Annotated in this window: 21 protein-coding genes; 13 read left to right on the forward strand and 8 right to left on the reverse strand. The window is 49.6% G+C overall.

Annotated elements, in window-relative coordinates; all coding sequences use genetic code 11:
* The first annotated feature begins 22 nt into the window (after positions 1-22).
* The 4 genes from H8S80_RS27130 to H8S80_RS27145 all read left to right on the forward strand — a co-directional run bounded on the left by H8S80_RS27130 (position 23) and on the right by H8S80_RS27145 (position 4,269).
* Complete coding sequence (locus H8S80_RS27130) at positions 23-718, forward strand: TIGR01906 family membrane protein (protein ID WP_117633542.1); 696 nt, start codon at positions 23-25, stop codon at positions 716-718.
* 85 nt (positions 719-803) lie between these two features.
* Positions 804-2,465: a D-alanyl-D-alanine carboxypeptidase family protein gene (locus H8S80_RS27135; protein WP_243272855.1), complete on the forward strand. Its 1,662-nt coding sequence runs from the start codon at positions 804-806 to the stop codon at positions 2,463-2,465.
* A gap of 48 nt (positions 2,466-2,513) precedes the next feature.
* Positions 2,514-3,566 (forward strand): sensor histidine kinase, encoded by a 1,053-nt coding sequence (locus H8S80_RS27140; protein ID WP_243008040.1) that lies wholly within the window; start codon positions 2,514-2,516, stop codon positions 3,564-3,566.
* The gene (locus tag H8S80_RS27145) at positions 3,559-4,269 is read left to right on the forward strand and encodes a response regulator (protein WP_002605366.1); all 711 of its coding nucleotides are present in this window, start codon (positions 3,559-3,561) and stop codon (positions 4,267-4,269) included. Before H8S80_RS27140 ends, H8S80_RS27145 begins: the two co-directional genes overlap by 8 nt.
* On the opposite strand, the gene H8S80_RS27150 is transcribed toward H8S80_RS27145, so the two are convergent.
* Complete coding sequence (locus H8S80_RS27150) at positions 4,266-5,258, reverse strand: 3'-5' exonuclease (RefSeq protein WP_117633545.1); 993 nt, start codon at positions 5,256-5,258, stop codon at positions 4,266-4,268. The genes H8S80_RS27145 and H8S80_RS27150 overlap by 4 nt on opposite strands.
* Before the next feature lie 315 nt (positions 5,259-5,573).
* Here H8S80_RS27150 and H8S80_RS27155 point away from each other — a divergent pair, with 315 nt between their 5' ends.
* Both H8S80_RS27155 and H8S80_RS27160 read left to right on the forward strand, forming a co-directional pair.
* Positions 5,574-6,002: an Hsp20/alpha crystallin family protein gene (locus H8S80_RS27155; protein WP_025531248.1), complete on the forward strand. Its 429-nt coding sequence runs from the start codon at positions 5,574-5,576 to the stop codon at positions 6,000-6,002.
* Positions 6,003-6,123: 121 nt separating this feature from the next.
* Positions 6,124-6,720, forward strand: a complete 597-nt coding sequence (locus tag H8S80_RS27160; protein WP_117633546.1) for an HdeD family acid-resistance protein — start codon at positions 6,124-6,126, stop codon at positions 6,718-6,720.
* 2 nt (positions 6,721-6,722) lie between these two features.
* Here the strand turns inward: H8S80_RS27160 and H8S80_RS27165 are convergent, their stop codons facing one another.
* The 7 genes from H8S80_RS27165 to H8S80_RS27195 form a co-directional block, all read right to left on the reverse strand.
* Positions 6,723-10,475 (reverse strand): bifunctional diguanylate cyclase/phosphodiesterase, encoded by a 3,753-nt coding sequence (locus H8S80_RS27165; RefSeq protein ID WP_117633547.1) that lies wholly within the window; start codon positions 10,473-10,475, stop codon positions 6,723-6,725.
* Between the two features lie 52 nt (positions 10,476-10,527).
* Complete coding sequence (locus H8S80_RS27170; RefSeq protein ID WP_117633548.1) at positions 10,528-11,481, reverse strand: PspC-like choline-binding domain-containing protein; 954 nt, start codon at positions 11,479-11,481, stop codon at positions 10,528-10,530.
* Positions 11,482-11,694: 213 nt separating this feature from the next.
* Complete coding sequence (locus H8S80_RS27175; RefSeq protein ID WP_117633549.1) at positions 11,695-12,213, reverse strand: YcxB family protein; 519 nt, start codon at positions 12,211-12,213, stop codon at positions 11,695-11,697.
* Positions 12,214-12,230: 17 nt separating this feature from the next.
* Positions 12,231-12,758, reverse strand: coding sequence for a hypothetical protein (locus H8S80_RS27180; RefSeq protein ID WP_002605373.1), 528 nt, complete (start codon positions 12,756-12,758; stop codon positions 12,231-12,233).
* A complete protein-coding gene (locus H8S80_RS27185) occupies positions 12,749-13,288 on the reverse strand; it encodes a hypothetical protein (RefSeq protein WP_117633550.1) in 540 nt (179 codons plus the stop codon). Before H8S80_RS27185 ends, H8S80_RS27180 begins: the two co-directional genes overlap by 10 nt.
* A gap of 28 nt (positions 13,289-13,316) precedes the next feature.
* Positions 13,317-14,495, reverse strand: a complete 1,179-nt coding sequence (locus tag H8S80_RS27190) for a DUF3239 domain-containing protein (protein ID WP_117633551.1) — start codon at positions 14,493-14,495, stop codon at positions 13,317-13,319.
* 269 nt (positions 14,496-14,764) lie between these two features.
* On the reverse strand, positions 14,765-17,008 hold the full coding sequence (locus tag H8S80_RS27195) for an ATP-binding cassette domain-containing protein (RefSeq protein ID WP_117633552.1): 2,244 nt from the start codon (positions 17,006-17,008) through the stop codon (positions 14,765-14,767).
* A 530-nt stretch (positions 17,009-17,538) separates the two neighbouring features.
* Here H8S80_RS27195 and H8S80_RS27200 point away from each other — a divergent pair.
* From H8S80_RS27200 to H8S80_RS27230, 7 genes are all read left to right on the forward strand, one after another.
* Positions 17,539-18,699, forward strand: a complete 1,161-nt coding sequence (locus H8S80_RS27200; RefSeq protein ID WP_069159234.1) for a MarR family transcriptional regulator — start codon at positions 17,539-17,541, stop codon at positions 18,697-18,699.
* A complete protein-coding gene (locus H8S80_RS27205) occupies positions 18,699-19,238 on the forward strand; it encodes a hypothetical protein (protein ID WP_009298626.1) in 540 nt (179 codons plus the stop codon). Before H8S80_RS27200 ends, H8S80_RS27205 begins: the two co-directional genes overlap by 1 nt.
* Before the next feature lie 239 nt (positions 19,239-19,477).
* Positions 19,478-19,870 (forward strand): hypothetical protein, encoded by a 393-nt coding sequence (locus tag H8S80_RS27210; RefSeq protein WP_044913554.1) that lies wholly within the window; start codon positions 19,478-19,480, stop codon positions 19,868-19,870.
* A gap of 37 nt (positions 19,871-19,907) precedes the next feature.
* Positions 19,908-20,618, forward strand: a complete 711-nt coding sequence (locus H8S80_RS27215) for a hypothetical protein (RefSeq protein WP_021893402.1) — start codon at positions 19,908-19,910, stop codon at positions 20,616-20,618.
* 13 nt (positions 20,619-20,631) lie between these two features.
* Positions 20,632-21,636 (forward strand): hypothetical protein, encoded by a 1,005-nt coding sequence (locus H8S80_RS27220; protein ID WP_069159235.1) that lies wholly within the window; start codon positions 20,632-20,634, stop codon positions 21,634-21,636.
* Entirely contained in the window at positions 21,637-23,013 is a 1,377-nt protein-coding gene (locus H8S80_RS27225) for a C39 family peptidase (protein ID WP_069159236.1), read from the forward strand.
* Positions 23,014-23,045: 32 nt separating this feature from the next.
* The gene (locus tag H8S80_RS27230; RefSeq protein ID WP_069159237.1) at positions 23,046-26,138 is read left to right on the forward strand and encodes a VirB4 family type IV secretion system protein; all 3,093 of its coding nucleotides are present in this window, start codon (positions 23,046-23,048) and stop codon (positions 26,136-26,138) included.
* Positions 26,139-26,218 lie beyond the last annotated feature (80 nt).

A 26,218-nucleotide genomic window follows, 5' to 3' on the forward strand; every position in this document is an offset into this window, starting at 1 on the left:
ACCATTTACAGGAGGACTTACTATGAAAACACTGATCCATTACGCCGCAGGCATCATCTTCTCACTCTGCCTGATGGTTACGCTCTTAATCACTTCGGTGGAGGCGGTCGTCTACTGGACACCCGGCTATTTTGAGAAGGAATACGCGAAATACAACGTCACCGAAGCGGTGGACATGACAATGGAAGACTTACTCGATGTGACGGACCAGATGATGGCCTATCTGCGCGGAAAACGGGCTGATCTCCATGTAGACACCACCATGGGCGGAGTTTCACGGGAATTTTTCAATGAGCGGGAAATCGCCCATATGGAGGATGTCCGCGGACTCTTCTTAGATGCGCTCGCCATCCGCCGCGGCTGCCTGCTTCTTATGGCTCTCTGCGTCATCATCCTGTTCCTGCTGAAAGCCGACTTTAAGCGGGTATTCCCGAAATCGGTCTGTCTGGGGACCGGTCTGTTCTTCGGCATCACCGCAATCCTCGCGGCCATCATTTCCACGGATTTCTCGAAATATTTCATCATGTTCCACCATATCTTCTTCCGCAACGATTTATGGATTCTGGACCCCGCCACGGATATGCTGATCAATATCGTACCGGAGGGATTTTTCAGCGACACGGTGCTCCATATTGGAATCACCTTCTTTCTCTGTGTCGTCATTGTCTTCGGTCTGGCCCTCTTTTTCCTTAGAAAATCAAAGAAAAATAACGTTTGAACCTTTACTTGTTACAGGAAATAACCTATACTGTAAAGTGGACCTTTTTATGAAACCGAATGAAAATACGGAGAGATTACACGATATGACGCAATTGATAAAACGAATGTCGGCGTTCCTCTTATGTCTGATGCTCCTTATGGGCGCATATACGGAAACTGCACTGGCGGCCCCTGACTGGCCCTCCGGTGTTTCCGTTCAGGCGGAAAGCGGTATCGTCATAGACGCGGACACCGGAACCGTACTTTGGGGACAAAATATTCACAACCAGTATTTTCCGGCCAGTATTACGAAGATTATGACGGCACTGATCGTCATTGAAAAATGCAGCCTCGATGAAACCGTCACCTTCTCCCACAATGCGGTCTTTAACGTGGAAGCGGGAAGCAGCAACGCGGGGATCAACGAGGGGGACAAGCTGTCCGTCAAGGACTGCCTCTACGCCCTGCTTTTAAAATCGGCCAACGAATCGGCCAACGCCCTTGCGGAGCATGTGGCCGGAAGTACGGAAGCGTTTGCAGATATGATGAATGCAAAGGCGAAGGAACTGGGCTGCACCGACACCCATTTCGCCAACCCCAGCGGTTTAAACAACCCGGAACACTATACTTCCACATACGACATGGCGTTAATCGCCAGAGCTGCCTTTTTAAATCCCACCTTCGAGGAAATCGATTCCACCACCTATTATAAGCTTCCGCCGAATTCCATTAACCCGGAAGGTCTGACCATCTATCCTGGCCATAAGATGCTTAAGAAGAGTACGCCGTACTACTATCCCGGCATCGTGGGCGGCAAAACCGGCTACACCACACTGGCGGGCAACACACTGGTCACCTGTGCCAAAAAGAACGGTTTAAAGCTTATTGCCGTCATCCTCAAGGGATCGACGCCTCAGTACTGGACCGATACTAAGAATCTGCTGGACTTTGGATTCCAGAACTTTGTCTCCGTCCGCGCAGCGGATCACGAGACGAAATACAGCCCTGTAAGCAGTGATTTAACCTTCGGCGGCCTCACCCTGGATAAGCCCGCGGCGCTCATTTTAGATCCTGACGGACGGATCATTCTTCCGAAAACGGCCGAATTTTCCGACGCCGAGGCGACGCTCAGCTACGATATCTCAGACAGCGATCCCGATAACGCAGTTGCCAAAATCTGCTACCGTTACAATGAACGCCAGATCGGCTGTACCTATCTGGAGACCAACCAGGCGCTGTTTGAAAGCGCCGCGTCCTCCCATCAGGTTCCGGCCGCCCTCAAGGAAGGCGAATCCGCGGCAGGAGCCGGGCAAACTGCGGACGGTTCGGAGAACTCCGGTGCCCAGACAGAAGCGGCTGCACCCGATACAGCCAGCAGCGGAGAGAACGACGGAGCCGCCGCACCGTCATCAGACGGGACCAGTGCTCCGGAGGGAGTGAACCCTCAGGGCGAGACAGAGCTTCCTAAAGAGACGGAGGATTACAGAGAAAAGGCATTAAGGCCCTTTGAGATACCGGTTATCGCCTGGATCATTCTCGGCAGTGTCGCCGGCGTCGTGCTCCTTGGCGCGCTCATCGCATTCCTGATCCTCAGAAAGAACAGAGAGGCCCAGGAATACCATTTCCGTCATGAACAGAGGTTAAAACGTCTGCAGGATTCCGGCGTATCCGCCGATGAATTCAACAACCTGATAGAACAGAGGCGCAGTGCCTACACGTCCAAACGAAAGAAAGGCCGCGGAAACCGGCATTTAAAATTCAAATAATCCGCGGAAAGGCAGTAAAAGACAATGAGGATAAAAAGACAAGGCAAGATGCCAAAAGAAGATCTGATCCGGAATATCGTCGTCACATCAGTTTTCCTGCTTGCCGCTACTACCTGCTCCGCCCTGTTTCTCTTTATCGGGGGAAACCGGACGAATGTGGGGATCGTCTTCATGCTGGCGGTCATGCTGACGGCGCGCTACACCGACGGCTATGTACCCGGAATCGTAGCCTCCATTTTCGGTGTTATCTGTGTGAATTACGTGTTTACGTATCCGTTTATGGAACTGGATTTTACACTGGATGGCTATCCGGTAACCTTCATTGCCATGCTTCTGATCTCCGGTATTACAAGCACCACCACCACCCATTTAAAAGAGCAGAACCACATCCTGATGGAGGCCGAGAAGGAGACGATGCGGGCCAACTTACTGAGAGCTGTCTCCCATGACCTGCGGACTCCGCTGACCGGCATCATCGGCGCCAGCAGCGCCTACCTGGAAAACAGGGACCATATGACAGAGGACGAAAAGACCGTCATGGTGTCTAACATCAACGAGGATGCCAACTGGCTCCTCAACATGGTGGAGAATCTGCTCAGCGTCACCAGAATCCGCGATACCGAGACCCAGGTGACGAAATCCTCAGAACCGCTGGAGGAGGTGGCCTCAGAGGCGGTACAGCGGTTCCACAAGCGCCTTCCCGACGCTACCGTTCATGTCACCGTACCGGATGAATTCATCATGGTGCCCATGGACGCCACCCTGATCGAGCAGGTTATCATAAACCTGCTGGAAAACGCGGTCTATCACTCGCACTCGGATGAACCCATCGATTTAAATATCACCGTTCACGACGGTCTGGCCTGGTTCGACATCACGGATCACGGCACCGGAATTCCGCCGGAGCGGCTGGACACACTGTTTGACGGCTACACGCCATCCCCGAACAGCAGCGGAGATTCCCACAAAGGAATGGGGATCGGGCTGTCTATCTGCAAGACCATCATTACCGCCCACGGCGGCACCATAACAGCCGCAAATGAAAAACAGGGAGCCCGGTTCACATTTACGTTACCGTTAGGAGAAGATATCTATGAGTAAGTTAACGATCGTTATTATAGAAGATGAGAAAAACATACTGAGTTTTATCGAGGCGGCACTGGAGACCCATGATTACAAGGTACTCACCGCCGTCAGCGGAAAAGAGGGCCTGTCTCTGATCAACGCCTGCTGCCCGGACATGATCCTTCTGGATCTGGGGCTGCCCGACCTGGATGGAATCGACATCATCAAGAATGTGCGCAGCTGGTCCAACATCCCGATCATCGTCATATCCGCAAGAACCCAGGAGCAGGAAAAGGTCGCGGCCCTGGACTTCGGCGCAGACGACTACATTACGAAGCCCTTCGGCACCAGCGAGCTTCTGGCGCGCATCCGCACCGCACTTCGCCACGGCAAGCCGACCGTCAGCACCGGGGATGGGACTCTCGTTCAGCCGCCGTACCGCAGCGGTGATCTGGTTATCGATTTTGACAAACGCCTCGTCACGCTGAAGGATAAGGAAGTCCACTTAACCCAGATTGAGTACAAGCTGGTCTCCCTGCTGGCCGAGCAGTCCGGGAAAGTTCTCACCTATGATTACATCATCAGCAGAATCTGGGGTCCATTTGCGGACAGCAACAATCAGATCCTGCGGGTCAACATGGCTCATATCCGCAGGAAGCTGGAGATCAATCCGGCAGAACCTCAATATATTTACACAGAAATCGGCGTTGGATACAGAATGCGGGAAAGCGAAAATTAATCGCTTCCCCGCATTTTTATATTCGTCTTCTGTTTTCTGTGCTTCGTCTTTTCAATGCGTTTTTTCTTCGCTTCTTCCTTCTTCTCGCTGATCTGGCGTGCCCCCTCCTCGTCTACCAGCTTCATGGTCTTTACGGCGTAGACTCGTCCGTCGTCACTGCGCTTCATGCGGATCTTCCCCTTTAAGTATCCGTGCTCCGGGCAGACGCCCAGGGCAAAGTAAAACTTCTGATTCACGGAGAACCAGCGGACCTTCTTTCTGAGCATACGGTTGCAGCGGTAACAGATTAAATCGGTGACCGTCTTGTCCGCGATCGCCTCCTCTTTCGTCTCAAATGTCCTCGAAATATATTTGGAGTATCCGGGAAATATGAGGTAGACCTCCTCTTCCTTACTCTCCGGAAGCCGGTAATAATCGGTGGACCAGTATTCCATCACCCGCTCAAAGTCCATGGCTGCCATGACACGCCCCGTGTAATGGGCATCGTCAAGCGCGCGGTGGAAGGGACGGTCTTCCCTGATTCCCAGCTCCCGGGCCGTAATATCCAGCGACTGCTTCTGTTTTCCGTCTCCCTGAAGAAGGCTGTAGAGCTTCTGGACATCGTAATAGAGAAGGGGCTTGTCGAAAGGAATCTCCACGCCGTAATACGCCATGTTTCTCTGCAGCTCCGTCAAGTCCATGGACCCCCAGGTACAGAACACGCAGTCGTCCCCGCACCATTGGAGAAAGTCCCTGATGACAGCCACAAACGTCTCACCGTTGCGTTCCAGCTCGGCCATGTCCATATGGGTTACCTCGGAGATCCGGTAGTGCATCTGCGGATAGACCCGCGGCCGGATCAGACGGCAAAACTGCCCGGTCTCCTGAAACGCTTCATCCAGGCGGACCGCTCCGATTTCTATAATTTCAAAAGGAAAATGGTCAATCGTCCCCTCTTTTCCGTCAGGGCTCTGATTCCATTCCAAATCCAGTACAATATAATTCTTCATAAAATTCTCCTTTGTGCTATTATATGATAGTTTATCCATTCATACAAGTTCATGCCTCCTATTTCAAACAATTATTTTTTGCTTAATAACGGTCATTATGGAACAAGCCCTTTAAATTGTATTTACAATATGAATTTTCTGTGAAAAAAGCATAAAATTAGCACTCTTCTGTTGACAGTGCTAACAAATGGTGCTATAACGTAATTGTAACAAAAAGGAGCACCACAATGAAAAAGGTGGCCGACTTTTAACCATATATGTGCTGCCGACAAGGTGTCAACACATATAAGAAATTCATTTTAGGAGGAATGACTTATGATGATGCCTAGTATTTTTGGAGAAAACTTATTTGACGACTTTATGGAAGATGCTTTCAAGAGCCCGATCTTCGGGAAACGGGAAAAGAATCTGATGAAGACCGATATCAGAGAGAATGAAAACGGCTATGAACTCGATATGGATCTGCCCGGATTTAAGAAAGACGAGATCACCGTCAACCTTCGCGACGGCTATGTAACCATCTCCGCTGAACGCGGTATGGAACGAAGCGAGAAGGACGAGAAAACCGGTAAGTACGTTCGTCAGGAACGCTACAGCGGTTCGTGCCAGAGAAGCTTCTATGTCGGCGAGGGTGTGAAACAGGAAGATATGAAGGCGCGCTTCGAGGATGGTATCCTTCATCTGGAATTTCCGAAGACCTCCCAGAAACAGGTTGAGGAAACGCACCGCATCTTAATCGAATAACAGGCAAATCCCGGGACGAAAAAGCCCTCCATCCCGGAACAGGGCGGGCCGCAGAAGACGGCCCGCCCTGTTTTAACAAAACACCGGTATCCCAATGTCCAATTACAAAAGGAGAATTACTATGATCTGGAAAGAAATGAAACGCTCATACCTTGTCATATCCATCTGCGCCGCGCTGCTGGGCCTTCTGCTGCTTCTGCTGCCCGGACCCACCCTGGCGACGGCCGGCATCTGTACAGGCGTCTGTTTCATCGTCTACGGCGTCACAAAACTGTTTGAAGTTACCCGGTTCAGAAACCGCTTTGCCAATTACTGGCTGCAGTGTGTGCTGGCGGTTCTGCCCATCGTATTCGGAGTCATTTTCCTTTTTAAACCGCTGGCCGCAACCTCCATACTTCCGCTTATCCTCGGCGTCTTTCTGGCCGTCTATGGAATTTTGGGCCTTAAGACCTCTGTGAAGCTTAAAAAGTTTGGCCTGGATTCCTGGTGGTTTAACTTAATCACGGCTGTTTTAACCATCCTCTTAGGCGCTCTGGCTATCTTCAATCCTTTTGCCACGGCTGCTGCCATGGTCATGATGATGGGCGCTATCCTGTTTACACTGGGTGTCTTCCACGTGGTGCAGTACTTTGTAGCCTCACACCGCTTTAAAAAGGTCGGAAGACAGATCTCCGAGCTGGAGAAGGAATGGGATTCCTTCGACTGGTTCTGGTTTTAATATTACACCGAAAACTGCTCCACCTCCACGGGCTTGCTGTAATAGTAGCCCTGGATGGTGGTGCAGCCGTAGGCCTTTAAGAGCTCCAGCTGTTCCTTTGTCTCCACCCCTTCCGCCACACAGTCCACATGAAGGCTGCGGCACATCTCTATGATACACTTCACAACGATCTGATTCTTTTCATTCCCCACCAGATTTTCAATCAGCGACTTATCCAGCTTCACCTCATCAAAATGCATGATGGACAGGATGGACATATTGGCGTAATCCGCCCCAAAGTCGTCCAGCGATATGCGGAACCCCGCTTTCCGCAGCTTCGATCCGACAGCCTCTATCACCTTGTGTTCGATATCCCCGATACTCTCCGTGATCTCTATCATTACCAGGCTGCTGGGTACATCATATTTGTTCTTAATCTCTGTCAGCATCTGGAATAAATCGCTTTCCAGCAGAGTAATTCTGGAGAAATTCACGGAAACGGGAATCAGGGGCCTGCCTTCCGCTTTCCACCTGGAGAGAAGCCGGAACACCTCCTCCAGCATATAAAAATCGAGATACCGGATAAGCTTCATCTTTTCCAGCAGCGATACAAATTTGACCGGGGACTGCAGCTCATGGCCCGGCGCCTGATACCGCGACAGCGCCTCCACAGAATGCACCGTTCCCGTCTCCGGATCGAACTTGGGCTGAAGATAGAGACGGTAATATCCCTGCTCCACATCGTGGACTAAAAGCTTCATCCCTTCCGGCGAATAGTGTTTGCGTACGTCGTCACTGTTCTTGTAGTAAATCTGTTTATTCACCAGCATCAGCTCTTCCGCGTGATGCAGAAGCACATCGAGATCGGTTAAGTGTTCCACCCACGTGGCACCCAAGGATACTCCGTTGGGCGTCTTCGAATCCAGCTCTATCCCCATCTCCCTGACATGCTTCATGAAGACCTCATACTCCTGGTTCATGGCGATGATCACGAACTCGTCGCCGCTTAGGCGGAAGATCTCCCCATCGGGGAAACAGGTCCGCATGACCGCAGTGACCGTGATGATGGTTTCATCTCCCCTGGAATGTCCGTAATCCTGATTGAGCTGTTTCAGTCCGTTAATGTCCGCTGTGATCATTCCACAGGACTCCCCGTACTTTCTCTGCACCCCGTTCTGGTAGCGGACGAAGCTGCTTCTGTTTAAGAGGCCGCTCAGCGTATCGTGCCCGGCCTCGAACTCCAGCCGTTCATAGAGGCGCCTCTTCTTAATCTCATTTGCAATATTATAGGCGATGGAATCCAGGAAACGTATGGTGTCCTGGTTGATATTCGGATTATCCACCCCGATATATCCGCAAAATGCAGATTCATCTTCAAACGGTACGGCAAACAGACTGTGAGCGTTCCGTCTCGTTAAAAACTGATACTCACTGGGATACGTGCATTTAAGTTCTTCCACCTGCGACAGGATCAAATGCTGTTTTTTATTGAAGGTCTCCACGATATAGGGGATCGCGTCCAGGGCTATGTTCTGTAACGATGCCTTCTGGGGCGGCACCCCTTCCCTGCACCATTCGTAGATATTATGGGCATACCCATGTTCCCGGTCGATCTCGATGATATAAGACCGCTCTCCGTCGTAAAAACGGGTGATCAGCTCCAGAATGCGGGTGATGCCCGTCTCTAAGTCGTCGGCGCTGTTCAGAGTCCTGAGACTCTCCAGCATAACCGTCTCCATGTGGTATTTGGCGGTTGTCGCCCGGTCCCCGATTATATGATTCCCCACGTCCACGGCGATCTCCATGCGCACTGGACGGCCGTTCCACTCCACCAGCTTGTCCTTCACAATGAAGTATTTCTTTAAATAGGGATTCTCATATTCCCACATGGAAAACTTGTCTTTCACCAGCTTCGCGTTATTGCAGTACGGACACGGTGTGTTTCTTCCCTGAAGCATCTGGTAGCACTTCTTTTTTTCGAAGTCTTCCAGCTTCATGCCAAACAGATCGCGCCCCACCCGGTTCACATAAAGCAAGGTATAGTCCTGTATATCACTGATGTATACAATCTCCTCCAGTTCATCGAGCAGCCATTCCCGGTTCACATACTCCATGGGGACGACTTTCGATATCTTGTCTCCAAACACGCTGTAGCAGGACTTTCCGGACTGTTTGGCATACCGCAGGGCCGTATCCGCTTTTACATACAGCTCCTGAAATCTGGTTCCGTGGCGGGGGCTGACGGCGATACCGATGGAATTATTGACTGCAATGCGGTTTTCCCCCTCCTCCTGGATGGTCTGAAGCTCTCTGGCCACCATCTGCGCCTTACGGTATACAACATCCTCATCCTGGATATTGAACAGAAAGACCAGGAATTCGTCTCCTCCCAGCCGTCCCACGATGGCATCCGTATCAAAGATATTCTTCAGTTTGTACGCAATTCCTGCCAGCACCTTGTCGCCGTACATATGGCCGAAGGTATCGTTGACATTCTTAAAATTATCCACGTCGATGATGAGAAGTGCGCTCTCCTTCTGACCGTTCTCATTTAAAATGTAGTTGATCTCCTGAAGAGAGGCCGCCCGGTTAAGAAGATTGGTCAGCGGATCGATTCTCGACTGGCGAAGCAGTTCCAGCTCCCTCCGCTTCTTCTCCTCGATGTTCTTCACATAGACAAAACCGGTCAGATGGCCTCCTGACTCGATTAAATAGATGGTGGTATTGCACCAGATCATCTCCGCGTCCGCGTTTAAGCTGCGGTATTCGCACACTGCCTCCTGGCGGCCTCTCTCATACTGGCTGCGGAGAAATTTCGGATTCATCTCCTGCAAAAAGAGAAAGCGGTCCTCCGGGTGAACATTCTTTTCCGCCCAGCATTTTAAAAACTGTGAATATTTGCAGTTGACCGACAGGCCGACCGAGGCCAGCATGTCCTTTTTCTTCTCGATGATCTTTTCAATGATCATGTCGTTGTCAATATCAATCTCATAGGATACCAGCGCGTCTCCCATCAGAGCCTGGCGGTACTTCTCTTCCTGCTGGTATTTCTCCTGTTCTTTCTGTTCCTTACTGATATCCTCGACTACGCCTATGGCGATGTTGTCCGGGCCGTTTCCGTCGTGTAGCATCGTATGGGTAACCCGGTACCAGCTCTGGCCGCCGTCGGGCTGACTGGTGTGCAGGAGTGCACAAGCCATAAGCTTCCCCGCCCTCAAATCAAGAAACATCTGGCGAACGGCGGGCAGGCTCTCTTTGTCCACGTACCGGTCCCTCATCACCTTCTTACTGAAGTCCCCGATCTTCCCGGACTGGACAAAGGGCAGGCTCCGAAGGCCCTGCAAATAGGCGCAGTCCTCATCCACATGGTATTCCCATATAATATTGTTGCATCTGGACAGCGCTATTTTATATCTCTGTAAATTCAGGGAAAGTTCCTGTTCCAGACGCCTTTTTTCCCCGTCCCCGCTCTTTTGGAGTATAACGGTGATTTCCGGCATAGCCTGATCCCGGCCGGAATCAAGCCGCTGGACGGCCAGACGGTACTCTTCTCCCTCTTTGGAAAAGAACACCTCCCAGCTCCTCTCATCCGGCTTGAACTCCATCCGCTGTTCCGCAATATCCCAGATCACTTCGGAAAGCTCCATGCCGGAACAATCTGACACGGGATACCTCAGAAATGTCTGCATTTCTTCATGTACATATATCACCTTCTGCTCTGAATCCGCCGCGATGGCGATCAGCGGTGAGCCAGTCTGCAAGCTGTTTTGCGGCATATAGAATTACCTCCCAAGAACAGGCATCCGTTCTTTCTCTGTTGTATCGGCGCTACTGCACCAGAGCCCCGTCGGCTCCTACCGTATGTCCGTCAGGTGTTGTCGTGTTGACCAGCATCTTACCATCAGCGGCGTCACAGTAATACCGCGTACCGTTCCAGTCCACCCATCCAGTGGCCATGTATCCCCGCTCATTAAAGAAATACCATGCACCGTCAATCTGCTGCCAGTTGGAGACGGTGTAGGTTCCATCCCCGTTTCTGTACCACCATCCGGATTCATCCTGCTTCCACTCGCCCGCAGGGCTGCCGTTCTGATAGATGGCTGCGGCCGTATCGTTGTCAATATATCTGGAAGGGGATTCCACCCACTCTCCCTTGTTTTCCGGTTTCAGTCTGTTTACCGGACGTACGCGGTAGAAATACGTTCCGGCCTTCGTCATGGCCGCGGAGAAGTCGTAGGAATTCCCCGCTGTGGTCTTCGTAGTTCCCACCGTCTTTCCATCCCGGTAAAGCTTCACCTCATAGCTTCCGGCTCCTGTGGACTGGCTCCAGGATACTCCCGTCGTGGAGGTCCAGGCGGCCTGCTCGATGGCGGATGTCTGCTCTGCCAGCGGCGGCAGCTGCATGGTAATAACCAGCGTGTGAGACTCATCCTCACGGCTGTAATCTACGAACGTTGCACCCTGCAGGGTGATTTTATCCTTCGATACCGCGAACTTGTATCCGTCTTCCGCGTAGATGCTCACCTTGACAACCGGGATGTCCTCCTCCGACCAGGAGAAGCCCGTATTGAGGAACTCATATTCTCCTGCGGAATACTTATCGCTTTTCGGGGTAACTTCTATTTCCTGGTCCTGAATATTCTGTCCGACCTCCATGTCCGCTTCCACCACAAGAGATACCGAACTGATCTTGGTCTCTACCACCGCCAGTGCCGTCATCCCCGTCATACCTGATATCAGTGCCGCGCAGAGCAGCGCAGCCGCTACCTTTTTTACTCTCATTTTTCTGTCTCCTTTAATTGTTTATCGTGACGCCCTGTACTTCTCATTTTATTCATATTTCCAATAAAAATCTCCATTTCCGTATTCATTCATTATATATAAAATAAGGCGATAATTCAAGCCTGCGTGGCCTGATAAAGAAGAAAAGCCGCCAGGCGTAAATACGACCTGTCGGCTGTGTGTATGGCGGTATGTATGAGCATCCATGTGATTCTATTTCTTATGCTTCATACGAATGATTTTAAGCTTTTTATTCCGGCTCTGCAGAAATGCCAGTAAATCCTCCAGTTCTCTCTTCTCCAGGTCCTTTTTAAAGACAGGCTGAAACTGACTTCCACGGGTCACCACTGCCAGTACCTGTTCTGTTTCCACCACCCGTTTTAAAGACTGGTATAACAGTTTTACTTCTGCATGGTTGGTAAGGTTGATCCCCACCAGCCCCTCCTCGTCAAACCAGGTTATATATTCATACCTGTCCGTACCGTTCAGTTCCCTCATATTTCTCAGATTTTTGTTCACTGTAATTCTCTTAAACAGTATCCTGACGAGCAGAAAAAACAGGAAGCCAAAAAGGTAAACTGCGGCAAGGAGGTATTTTTCAAGGAAAATAAGTGCTATTCCCCCCATGAACAGTATGATGATTAATGCATTCATCGAGGCCGGAATTCCTTTTTTCCCAAGTTCTTTAAGCACTGCCTCATCCATGATACCAGATGTCTTAAATAATTCCATGCTGCTCCTTTTCCCCGTTATGCCCCATGAACCCTTCGTGCAAATTCTTTGATATACGGCTTGAATTTTTTGCTTTCCACCGGCTGCATTACGAGCGGGATCGCATATTCCGTCACCGTCATTGCAAAGAATTGTTTGCTGTCCTTAAAGTAAAAGGCCACTTTTCCCATAGGGCCAAACTTCACTTCCTTTAACTGATCCGCGGTAATATGTAAGATAAAATCGGGATCCGGCTCCATGGATCCCAGGGATGGACAGGGCACCGCCATGATATACAGCTCATTCTCCCGATAGCGGACAATAAAGCTTGGAAGTGAAGCGTAGCCGGTCTGGATCCGTTCATATCCCGCCACAGTGGAAATCATGTCCTTTGCGCCCTGGGCCATGACGATTTCGAAGCCAGCCGTTTGCGGCGCCGCTTTCTCTGAACCGTCCCTCACTGCCCTTAAGAAGCCTTCATACCTCTTTTTATTCCTTTTCTCTGTTGCTTTAATCAGTACTAATGCGATAACCAGTGGTATACATAAGAATAAAATTAAATACATTCCTTTACCTCCGAGGCCAGTTTCTTTATATATTCCATAAAATTCTCATACGCCTCCGTCTGCGGGGCAACTAACACCGGGCTGACCCCCATGGCAAAAAAGCGCCTGCTCTCTTTAAAGAAGATTAACACCCTGCTTTTTCCCGCTTTAATCTCCTGAATCTGTTCTTTCTTAAAATGCAGAATTTTATTGGTATCCACTTCAATCTTTTTTCGATTTGAATACATGGCCGTCATAATATACAGTTCGTCGCCCCGATAACAGACAATATAGTTTGGCAGGGAGTCGTAACCGCTCTGAATCCGCTCATAGCCCTTCATAGCCTGAACGGTGTCTTTTATACCCGCAACCAGTATTTTCTCAAAATCCGCACTCTCCGGAACCGCACATACCGCCGCCTCCTGAATTACTAAAGGGAACGGCAGTGCCGTCTTTTCGACGTGTTTCTTATAACATACAATCACTATGGTGATCAATGCCGCCGTACCGATAATTACTGCCATAAATGCAGCTGTAACTGCAACTGCCATAACTTTGTTTCTCCTTTTCTTTTGCTTTTCATATCTGGCTGTCCGCCAGATTTCCCAGTTCCATAAAAAATTCTCTCATATAGCTTTCTTCCAGGGCGTACAATACTTCTGCCTCCGGGCTGATCTGATAATAGGTCCTCTGATAAGCAGGCCTGGCGATACTCTTCTCATTGATGTAGATGGTCATGTCTTCCCCCAGCGGGGCCTTACCCGTCGTGACTACCGCCTGTTTCCAGGGAATAAACGCTTTTTTTCTCCAGATTCCCCGGCTGGTGACCATGCAGTAACAGAAGATGAGGGGAATCTCATTGTCCTGCAAGGCGTCCCGATTCTCCTGCTGCCGCTTTGCAAATTCCGCTGGATTGCTGAATATGGTGATCAACTCGTCTTTTTCATCCGGCTGGCATATATATTCATAGACCTTTTTTCTGGCCGCCAGCTCTGCAAGACGCTGATACAGCGCGTTCTCCTTCATGCCCTCTGACAGCTGAGGGGGAGCCGGGTATGCTTTCTTCGGGTGAGCCGCCTTCATCTCCTCCGTGGCAACAAGCCGGTATTTTTCCGAGTTGTCATAACGCCGGCAGATCGGAGTCCCATCCGGCCTTAACTCCAGAATCTCAAGGTGTTCCAGATCACCGTACTTTTCATATGCAAAATTCAGCAGTTCCCATTCCTTTTCATCGATTTCCCTGATCTTCTCCTCCAGAACCGTGTTCTGATCCGTCGCCCAGCAGTATGGATGAATCCGAAAACGCCGGAACTGGGGCCTCTCCTTTGACTCTTCAAACATGGAGGCGCATGGTATCCGTTCCCCCACTGCAGCCTGATGTCCAGGCAGTTCCTTCAGTTCAAACCACCGCAGGCCGTAAATACGGTTTTCTCCCGAATAATCCAGATTTCCCAGCGCATATACCGTCAGTGGGTCTGTCTTTGTCACGATGGCCGGTGTCGCCACCCCGTCCTCGTAAACCATGCGCAGATAATTCTTTGGCTTTCCGGTATTTTGAATCAGCATCAGTACCAGAAGCAGTCCTGCGGCCACAAAGCCAATGACTGCCGCCGCTCCCATCCCCATAAAGTGAAAGCCCGCGCCGCCCGCCGCCGCAAGCAAAAATATCAGACATGTCTTCTGCTTTGTCTTCCGGTTTTCCGCGGTTTCTTCATCTAATTTCCGAGCCCGTTTTAAATCGATCCAGTTATTTTCCATCCTGTATACCCTTTCTCACGCTTTCCATTCAGCAGACGATAACATCATAATTATACAACCAGAAGTGAGAACGGGTCTGACGTTTCATGACGGTTCCGCGTACGATTCGTTACATGCGGATTTCATGGGAAAAATCATTTGGCGCGAAGTGCGCATCCTGCCCGGAGGGTTTTTATTTCATAGGACGAACTGTCCTATGAAATAAAAAAAGCCGCTTTGCACGCGGACTCTCACGACCCGCAGGCAAAGCAGCATTTTCCTCGATTTTTCTATTGTGCACAGGACGCCCGCAGACATTTGGCCGTCAGCGTCTCTGCAGACCGTATCATATCCATGGGCGTTCCTTCAAATACGACCTCCCCGCCGTTTTTACCGCCATCAGGCCCGATGTCGATGATCCAGTCCGCCTGCTTCATCACATCCAGGTTATGTTCGATGACAACCAGACTGTTTCCGCGGGATACGATCAGATCGAAGAGTTTTAAAAGATTCTGAATATCCGACGCATGCAGCCCGGTGGTCGGTTCGTCCATGACGATTATACTTCCCTTTTTCCCCAGGTTCTTCGCAAGCTTGATTCTCTGGCGCTCACCGCCGGACAGGGTGCTGAGAGGCTGTCCCAGCGTCAGATATGAGAGTCCGACCTGCTGCATTACCTTCAGATGTTTTCGGATCTTCGCATCCTCAAACAGATCCATCGCCTGTGATGCGGTCAATCCCAGCAGTTCAACGATATTTTTGCCTTTGTACGTGCAGGCCAGCGCATCCTCATTATACCGCATTCCGGAACAGGCTTCACACTCCGTGACAATAGGATCCATGTATGCCAGCTCGGTGACAATAACGCCCTTCCCGCCGCATACCGGGCATGCACCGGTGGAATTGAAGCTGAACAGTCCGTCCGGCTTCCCGCTTTCCCTGGCCAGCAGCTTTCGTATCTCATCGAAGAATCCCAGATAAGAGGCGGGTGTGGAACGGTTTGTTGCCGTGATGGGGCCCTGATCGACCATCACGATGTCGCTTTCATACTGTCTGGCAAATACCTGGGATATGAGTGTGCTCTTTCCCGAACCGGCGACTCCGGTCACCACGGTCATAATCCCCAGCGGTATGTCTGCATCCACATTCTTCAGATTATGCAGACAGGCTCCGCGAACCGGCAGACTTCCGATTCGCTTTCTCGGCTCCATCTTGACCGGCAGCGTCTCCATCATTGCATTTCCCGTCAGACTGCCGGACCGGAGCAGTTCCGGATACGTGCCGGCAAAGACGATCTCCCCGCCATTCTGCCCCGCCTGGGGGCCTACGTCAATCACATAGTCGGCGATTGAGATCACATCCTTGTCATGCTCCACCACCAGCACCGTGTTGCCCTTGTCACGCAGCTGTTTCAGAAGGCTGTTCATGCGGTAGACATCCCGCGGATGCATTCCGGCGCTGGGTTCGTCGAAGATATACGTCAATCCTGTCAGACTGCTTCCCATATACCGGACCAGTTTTAGGCGCTGGGCCTCGCCGCCGGACAGGGATGGGGTATCACGGTTTAAATGGAGATACGGCAGGCCGATCTCGATCATCCGGTCCAGTCCTTCAATCAGTGTCTGCACCAGTACATCCACCGTCTTATCGGTGATCTGCAAAAGCACCTCACGAAGCTGAGTGAGTTCCATGCCGCATAAATCCGCAATGGAACAGCCATTTATTTTACAGCTCAGGGCCTCCTGATTCAGCCGTTGTCCATGGCATTCCGTACACACGGTCTCGGCAATCAGGTTCTGTGACTTTTCCTGTGTATGCCTGCTTTTATTGCTGATATCCCGATTCAGGAGTGTCTTCGTGTACTTGTGATAGATTCCGGTCACCTTCGGGTTCTCCGGCTTATCCATGCCGTTCCGGGAACCGTACAGCAGAAGATTGTACTCTTCGTCAGAGTACTCCTTTAACGGTTTATCCAAATCAAACAGGCCCGACTTGGCGTACTGCTTCCAGTACCAGGTTCCGGGGCTGTACAAAGAATCCTTCACGCAGCCCTCATTCCACGATTTGTCCCGGTCCAGGATAGCTTCTATATCAACCTGAGTGATCTTACCGATCCCGGAACAGGTCCTGCACATCCCATTGGGATCGTTAAAGGAAAAATAGGATGCAGTCCCCACATAGGGGCTGCCGATTCTCGAAAATAACAGGCGCAGGCTGGAGTACAGTCCGCTGATCGTCCCTACTGTGGACCGGGCGTTCCCGCCCAGAGGCGACTGATCCACAACTACAGAAGCCGTCAAATGATCAATGCGCTCCACCGCAGGCTTCGGGTACTTTGGAAGCCTGGACCGCACAAATGCCGGATAGGTGGCGTTCATCTGCCTCTGTGATTCGGCGGCTATGGTATCAAAAACAATACTGGACTTCCCGGATCCCGACACGCCTGTAAATACCGTGATCTTCTCCTTTGGAATTCGGAAAGATACATGCTTTAAATTATTTTGAGTCAATCCCTGGACAATGATATCTGCCATCTCTTTCCCCCTCTTTCTCATCTGCGAATACTCTCATGCAAGATCAGAATTTTCACAGTCTGCTTCATTATAGCAGATTGAGATGAAGGTGTCTTGATATTTCCTGCTCGTTTCCGGTTTTCAAACTCAAAAAAGACGCCGTAAAACCTGGCAAAACCAAGGTTTTCGGCGTCTGTCGCAACGTTCCTGAGCGGATTCGAACCGCTGGCCTTCCGCTTAGGAGGGAAGATACAACCACGGCATACGGTTCCCTACCATATCTTAATGTATCTTCTTATGTCGATTTTCCCCTGTGAGAACTTATATCCGCGTGTCATTATTGTACACATTGCATAATTTCACTGCCTTACAACCCTTTTCGTGAAATTAGCAAAATATTAGCAAAAAGCATTTTTCACTCATTTTTAGAGACGCCAATTAGCAAATAATTAGCAAATAACGAGCAGCATTTCTATGGGATTCCTCTATTGAAGTGCTGCTCTTATTCTATCATCTATCGGATCATACTACAAGTTAAGATGGAGGTATATATGCCAGAATATCAATTAGAAATCAAGCAAGTCGTGGATTACCCACGCTGCCGGATCTACCGGCAATTTATTCAAAGTCTGATGAACGACCGGAGCATTCGCGTAAGCGGGGGCTCCGGCCTTTTTTATTTTGCGGTTCTTTCCAACTATGCCAACTTCCGTACCTCTTACCGACACATAGATGGTATCAGCTATACGGTCTATCCCGGCGAATGGGTCTGTACCTTAAAGGAAGTATCTGAATGGTTCCGCACCCGTTTTCAATGTCAGGCCCTGGGCATTCTGGAGGAGCTTCAACGACAGCACTTAATTTCATTTCTCACCCTGGGACGCGGTAAAGTCATCAAATACAAAATCCGCAGTTGGAAAAAGCATAACACTGTGTTGGAATACAACGCGCCCTGCCAGAAGGATAGCGGATTTTTCTTTTTGCCAGTATCCCTAACCACGGAACTGATTAGCACAAACCGCTGCTCGGAAATGGATGTCGTACTGGATTTGTGGATGTCTGCCGTGTATAACGATCCGCAGGTGCAAGGCTCGGAAATAGGACCGGTCATCTATCTGCGCAACGGTTCTGGCAATCCGCTGGTGACTTACAGTGAACTGGGCGCCCGGTGGGGACTCTCCAAAGCCACTGTAAGCCGTGTCCTGAAGAAATTGTCTGATGCCGGTTATCTTTCTCTTATGACGTTTCCGGGTCGCCATGGCAACGTGATTTATCTTCAAAATTACCTGTCTACCATGTTTCAGATTTCCGATGTGATGATTGACAAAGAGGAGGTTGCCATGGTTCTGAATATTAAGCTGGAACTGCCAGCGGAAGGAAATCAGCCAGAGGTTCAGGAGCCGGTTACAGAACATGAGGTTACCATTTCAGAAGGGCTCTGCTGCGTTTCAAAATCGCACATTCAAATCATACTGGAAAAAATGGCGAAACTCCTGACAGCACAAGGAATTTCGTGTTTTGGCTGCCCGAAATCCAAATATAAGTTATCTCCTTTATCGGACGCCTGCGGGGAAATGTATATACACCACACGCGAGACGTATCCATAAGACGCATGGAGCTGACAATTCTATGCGGCGATGACCGGCCGGTTGCAACTTTTGAATTAACACTCTCTCCCTGCAGAGAGAATTCCATGAGGAGGAAAAACTGATGAAGAAAAAGAATGAAATGATTGATATTACTGAAAATCCACTGTATCACAATACCTGGAAGCTGTTGAAGAAATATCGTGATGTAGTGTGGAGCCTGGAGCTTTCCGTCCAACAGGTCCGCAATAGGTTTGAAATTGAGTATGGCAGCTCCATCGAGGAATTTCTCGATTCCATCTATCTTGCTGGAGCTGATCTGTCTGGCTCAGATATTGAGCACCATGCCGAGTGCATTGAGCGCAGCCATCAGATGTTAAAGCTTTTAGACACTGCCATTGACCTGCTCCGTAATAAACACAAAAATGGAGAATCTTACTATTGGCTTCTGTACTACTCCTTCCTTTCGCCCCAACAGCTGCGGAATGTGGAGGAGATTATTGAAAAGCTGCGTCCGCATATACGTGATATCAGTTTCCGTACCTACTATCGCAGACGGCGGGAAGCCATTGAGGCTTTGAGTTCCGTTCTTTGGGGATATACCGCCAAGGACAGCATAGCGATTTTGGAGCAGTTTTTTCCTGCCGGAAAAGATGGCAAATAATTGGCGCGGGGAGGGAATGAAATTGGCACAGTTTTGCTCTTTCGGCGCAAATCCTTATGTGTTAAACTAAATATGCTCAAATCTATATCCAAAACCGAATACGGCGGCAAAGCGACACCTTTTTGCAAGGTGTTTTTTTACGCCCAAGGCCAGCGGTCTGTAAGACTACATCCAGTGCGGGTGTGGTCTTTTTTATTCCTTTGAGCAAAAAAATACAGGAGGTCTGTAAATTGAAAAAAATGATGATTCCCAAATCCCCACGGAAGCCGGAACATGAAAACCGGCTTCGGCATCACATTCCCGTTGCCAGAATAGCATACACCGCTTTTCTGTGCGTGATGATGTCCATGATGTTCTGTCAGCCGGCTTTTGCTGCTACGGATGTCTGGACCAAAGCAAAAGAAATCATGCAGGATGTCTATAACCAGATATTGCTGATTTCCACAGTGGCAGCAATCGTTACGGCATCGGTTGCCCTGCTGATGATGAACTTTTCCCGCTCTGGGAAAACCGTAGACGAAAGCCGGGCCTGGCTAAAGCGCATCTGCATTTCCTGGATTGTATTAAACGGTCTGGGCTTTATCATGGCCTACATCACACCTTTCTTTTCGGACGGCAAATGGACAGGTTAAAAACGCCTGCCAATGCCCAACAGAAGGGAGTGAGTGAATGGGCATTTTAGACGGTATCGTTGAATGGATTGCAGAACAGGTAATGGCTGGTCTTGACCTTGTTACTACTTCGGTTTTGGGTGCTTTAGGTTGTGATATGGCTGTTTTTCTGCGATATTTTCCTGCGGCTGAGACAATGTACAATGTTTTTGTCGCACTTTCCATCGGCATTATCTTGCTGAATTGGGTATGGCAGTTATTTAAAAACTTTGGTCTGGGCGCCGGCGTTGAGGCAGAAGATCCCATAAAATTGAGCATCCGTTCGGTTATGTTCATTCTGCTGGCCTATTTCTCTGACGAAATCGTGAACATAGTACTAACCATTGGCGGGACTCCTTACCAATGGATTATGGATTCTGACCTGCCGCCGCTGCAGTTTGCCGATTTTAACTCAGTTATGCTGACTATTATAGGCGTCTGTGCAAATGGTGCAGTAGCGCTTATTACACTGGTCCTGGTCCTGATTCTGGCATGGAACTATCTTAAACTACTGTTTGAAGCCGCGGAGCGCTATGTCTTACTGGGTGTTTTGGTCTATACGGCTCCGGTAGCATTTTCAATGGGCGCCTCCCAGACAACCTCAAATATCTGGAAGTCCTGGTGCCGGATGCTCGGCGGTCAGATATTTCTTTTGCTTATGAACGCCTGGTGCCTGCGGCTGTTTACTTCTATGGTTGGAGCTTTCATAGCCAATCCGCTTTCATTGTAAAGGAGGCACATCATTGAAAAAGTATAAAAAAATATTGTATGCGGCCTTAATGGTCGCCTGTTTAGCCTGCCTGTTCTGTCAGCCGGCTTTTGCAGCCATATCAGAAAGTGATGTACAGTCACAAGTTGATGCCGTTGGAAAGGAAGCGGTATCCGGCAATGTACTGATCTGGTTCCTATGCGCTGTGGCTTTCCTGAAAATCTCACAGAAAATTGACTCTTTCATGGCAAGCCTGGGGGTAAACGTAGGACACACGGGCGGCAGCATGCTGGCCGAAGCCATGATAGCCACCAAAGGAATAGGCGGCATACGCAACTTTTCCCGTCAGCACTTCAGTGGCGGTGGTTCCCGCAGCTCTACCAATGTCAAAGCAAATGGAGGAAGCGGCGGAGCTGGCTTTGGCGGTGGCTTTATGAGCGGCGGCCTTGCCGGGGTTATCAACCGCAATATTACCAACAGTGCCGTAAGGACAGCGACAACCTCATCGGAATCCAAGCCATCGGGCAGTGTGGGTGGTCTGGGAGCAGTAGTACAGGGAGTCTCCGGTGGCGTTGGCGGTAAACTATATTCCAGCTCTGTCAGCAAAGGCGGTGATTTTGCGAATAACATCATCAGCACCGTTGCAACTGGCAGTATTGCAGCGCAGGGTACGATTACTGGAGAAAAGGCGTCGGAGGCGCTGTCCTCCTATATGGGTTATGCCGCTTTGGGAGAAGATGCCGGACATATTCCTACCTTTTCCAACGTGGAAATCGGTGGAGGCAGAATTACCGGTACAGAAACTTCCGAGGAACACCCGGAGGGGATTGCTTTCGGAATGTACCATACTGCACAATATGCAGCACCAGAAGGCGCTCACACTACGGTTCATGCGGCAGATGGCACCTCCTGGTATAAACAGTATGCAGTTGACACGGTGGACAAATCTCCTTATCTCGCTCCGGATGGTTCGATTGCATATAACGAATCTATCGTGAAAAAGCTGCCGCCCACACCACGCAGAAAGGACAAGATATAAATGGCTGAAGAACAGAAAAACGGTCTGGATGATGCTGTGGAAACCGGAGCGTCCGTGGCCCATACTGTCCGCGGCGCTGTAAAAGCCGGAAAAGCGGTAGCTGCTTCCGCAAAGGGGGCAGCGGTCGGCGGCCCTTATGGTGCTGTTGCCGGTGCTCTGTGGTCCGGGCGAAAACATATAGGAAAAATCATTGTGGCTGTCATCGCCCTGCTTATGATTCCTGTGATGTTTGTTTTAATGCTTCCCGGCCTTATTTTCGGTGGGTTTACAAATGCTTTTTCAACCGCAGATACTGAAAATCCAATTCTTAACAGCGATACGGTAATTACCGAGACTGCTAATGAGATTACATTTACCATTAACAGTATTTTAAATGAGGCACTGGAAAATGTTACAAATCGGATCGAAGCAGATTTTACGGCATCCGGTGCCGATGGTATGGAAATCAACAATCCCTACTCCTCCGGCCCGGTCTATAACAGCGCTCTTTTTGTTTCACAATACTGTGCGGCCCGGAGCAAAGACTTTTCCAGTATCTCTATTGACGATATGGCGTCTGTCCTGCGTGCCAACAAAGAACACCTGTATTCTTACACCTATACAGAAGAAATCCGGGAAAGCAAGGAAACAGATCCCGATACAGGAGAAGAAAACACCGTCAGCGAAACCTGGAGGATTTATACCATTGTCTATAACGGTGAATCTTACTTTGCCGATACTGTGTTTGCCCTGACAGAAGAACAGAATGAACTTGCCTATCACTATGCCCAGAATCTAAGCCTGTTTTTGGGTGATGGAATGCTGCAGAATCTGACTGGCTGGAACGGCAACAGCATTGCTTCTCTGGGCAGCGTCACTTTTTCTGATGGAGTTACGCAGGTGGTCTATTTCAACCAACTGGATGAACGCTATGCCGGCAAGCCTTATGGGACAGACAATATCGGCGGTTATGGCTGTGGTCCTACCGCTATGTCTATCGTAGTATCTTCTCTATCGAATGAAACTGTTGACCCTGTAAAGATGGCGGAATGGTCCTACAAAAACGGCTATTGGTGCAAGGGCAGCGGTTCCTATCATGGGCTGATCCCGGCCGCCGCAGGAGCATGGGGACTTCCCGTTTCCGGCTGTACGGCGTCAGAGGCGCAGCGAATCGTGGACGCACTGTCTGAGGGTAAGCTGGTGGTGGCGATTATGTCAAAAGGCCACTTTACTTCCGGAGGACACTTTATTGTGCTTCGCGGAGTGAAGGATGGAAAAATCATGGTGGCTGATCCCGCCAGTTATTCCCGGAGCGAGCAGCTTTGGGATTTATCTATCATTGTAAACGAGGCCAGCCGGAGGGCAGGCGCCGGTGGACCCTTCTGGATTATCGGCTGAATCCCTGCCTGGCTGTGAAAGTGAGGTAATACATGAACAATAACAACGACCACGATACCTACATTATACCGCCGAATTTCGTGGATACGGGTACTTTTTTCGGCGGTATGTTCAAAGCAAGAAACGTGATTGAAGCCGGTATCCTCTCTGCCGTGGTAGGGATACCGGTTTTTGTCTGCCTGCCGTTTGGTTTGACAACACGTATCATTGTGCTGTGTCTGACTGCAATGCCCCTTGGAATGGTCGCCTTGATTGGCATTTCCGGCGAAAGCCTTTCTTCTTTCCTGTTCATTTTTCTGAAATACCTGAGAAACCGCCGCGTGGTGGGTATAGAGGAACAATCATCTTCACCCGGGGCGGCAAACGATAAGCCTGCTCCTGCAAAAAAGCGTCAGAAAATACGCTCGGATAAACAAAAAGATCACTCGGGGCGGCATAAAGAATCAAGGAAGAAAAAGCTGCGTTCCGGTCAGGAGGATTTTCCTGCTGAGTTTGATGAGGTAAAAGCCTATGAGATAAAGCAAAAACTGCGGCCTGCAAAACGGAAATCCGTAAAAGGGAATCGCGCTAAAGAGCCCTCCAAGGCAAAGAAATTAAAGAAGGAAAGAGTTCCCCGACAGAATGCTCCCCGCAAAAATAAGCAGGAACAGAAACCGGCCTGCCTGAATCCGGTTGCGGATTATCTGCCCATTGAAAAAATTGATAATGGCATTATATATACGAAGGATCACCGCTTTGTCAAGGTTGTAGAGATCATACCCATAAACTTTCTGTTACGCAGCGCAAGGGAACAACGCAGTATCATTTACTCCTTTATCTCTTACTTAAAAATAAGCCCAGTTAAGCTGCAGTTTAAGGTATTGACCCGCCGGGCGGACATTGGCCGCCATTTAGACACTGTACGCCAGGAAATGACCCTGGAAACCAACGAGCAATGCCGGCTTATGCAGGAAGACTATTTACAGTTCGTGCAGCAAATCAGTTCCCGCGAGGCAGTAACACGCCGTTTTTTCCTTATTTTTGAGTATGAACCATGGAGCAATAGCCGCAGCAATGAAGAAAATGAGGCAATAACTTCTTTGCAGGGTGCAGTCCATACAGCGGCCAATTATCTTCGTCAGTGCGGGAATGATGTGGTAATACCCGAAAATGAAAACGAGTTCACTACGGATGTGCTGTATAATCTGCTTTGCCGGAATGAAAGTGCCGTAATTCCGCTGCCCGACCGGGTGCGTGAGGTAATCAATCAGTACCGTGCAAGTGGCAGGGAAAATGAAATCGACCATATTCCCGCTGCGGAATTCTTTGCGCCCAGGCATATTGACTATACCCATTCACGTTACATCTGTATTGATGGTCTGTATTATGCGTATCTGCTGATTCCTTCAGATGGATATAAGACACAGGTTCCGGCTGGCTGGCTCAGCCTGATTGTCAATGCGGGTGATGGAATTGACGTAGATATATTCCTCTCCCGTCAGCCTAAAGAGAGAATTATTCAAAAAGTCGGTCAGCAGCTTCGCATTAACCGCTCCAAAATCAAGGAGGCCAGCGATACCAATACAGATTATGACGATATCGACAGCGCAATTCGCAGTGGATATTTTTTAAAGGAGGGACTTGCTAACAATGAAGACTTTTATTACCTGAATCTTATGATTACTATTACCGCCCCAACCGAGGACGATTTGGAGTGGAAAGTCAGTGAAATGAAAAAGCTCCTGCTGTCACAGGATATGAACGTCTGCAACTGCCATTTTCGTGGCGAGCAGGCATTTTTGTCTTCTCTGCCGCTGATTGCGCCGGAAAAGAAATTGTATGAGCGCAGTAAACGCAACCTTCTGACAGGCGGCGCAGCCAGTTGCTATCCCTTTACAAGTTATGAGATGTGTGATGACAACGGGATTCTGCTGGGTGTCAATAAATACAACAGCTCGCTCATCATTGTAGATATCTTTAATTCTGCAGTTTACAAGAACGCTAATATGGCGATTCTGGGGACCAGTGGAGCAGGTAAGACCTTTACTATGCAGCTGATGGCACTCCGCATGAGACGCAAAGGCATTCCTATTTTTATTGTCGCTCCACTGAAAGGCCACGAGTTCCACCGGGCCTGTGCCAATGTGGGCGGCGAGTTTATTTCGATTTCCCCGGCAAGCCCACACTGTATCAATGTAATGGAAATTCGCCGGGTGGATCACACGATTAGCGAACTCCTGGACGGACCGGGCATCCAGTTATCCGAACTGGCAACCAAAATTCAGCGGCTTCACATCTTTTTCAGCTTATTGATACCTGACATGAGCCACGAAGAACGCCAGCTTTTAGACGAAGCAATGATCCGCACCTACAACGCCAAAGGCATTACCCATGATAATGCTTCCCTGGAAGATCCCAAACGTCCGGGACAATACCGGGAAATGCCGGTACTGGGTGACCTTTACGAAATGTTAAAACAATCCCCTGATACTCTGCGGATGGCGCACATCCTCAACCGCCTTGTCAATGGCTCCGCCCGCACCTTCAGCCAGCAAACCAATGTATCCCTGCAGAATAAATATACGGTACTTGATATTTCCTCTCTTACCGGAGATTTGCTTACAGTTGGTATGTTCGTTGCACTGGATTTTGTATGGGACCGTGCCAAAGAAGACCGTACTGAAGAAAAGACCATCTTTATAGATGAATGCTGGCAGCTTTTATCCGGTGCCGGCGCTACCGGAACAAGGCTTGCAGGGGATTTTGTTCTTGAGATATTCAAGACGATACGAGGCTATGGCGGCAGTGCCGTTTGTGCCAGCCAGGACCTCAATGACTTTTTCAATCTGGATGAGGGGCGTTTTGGCAAGGGGATTATCAACAATTCTAAAACTAAGATTATTCTCAACCTGGAGGATGATGAAGCCATGCGGGTTCAGGACACACTGCATCTGTCCGATGCGGAAATCATGGAAATTATCCATTTTGAGCGCGGGAACGGTTTGATCTCAACGAACAATAACAATATTATGGTGGAGTTTAAGGCAAGCCCGCTGGAAAAAGATTTAATTACCACAGACCGGCGTGAACTGAGAAATATCGTAAATCGTCTGCGGCAGCAAGAGAATCAGGCCAGTGCCGGATAAGATGAATTACATTCAGATTACGTCTTAATTGCGTCTTTCCCATGACTGACGCACGTATTACGTCAAAATTACGCCTAAGA

Source organism: Hungatella sp. L36, assembly GCF_014288035.1.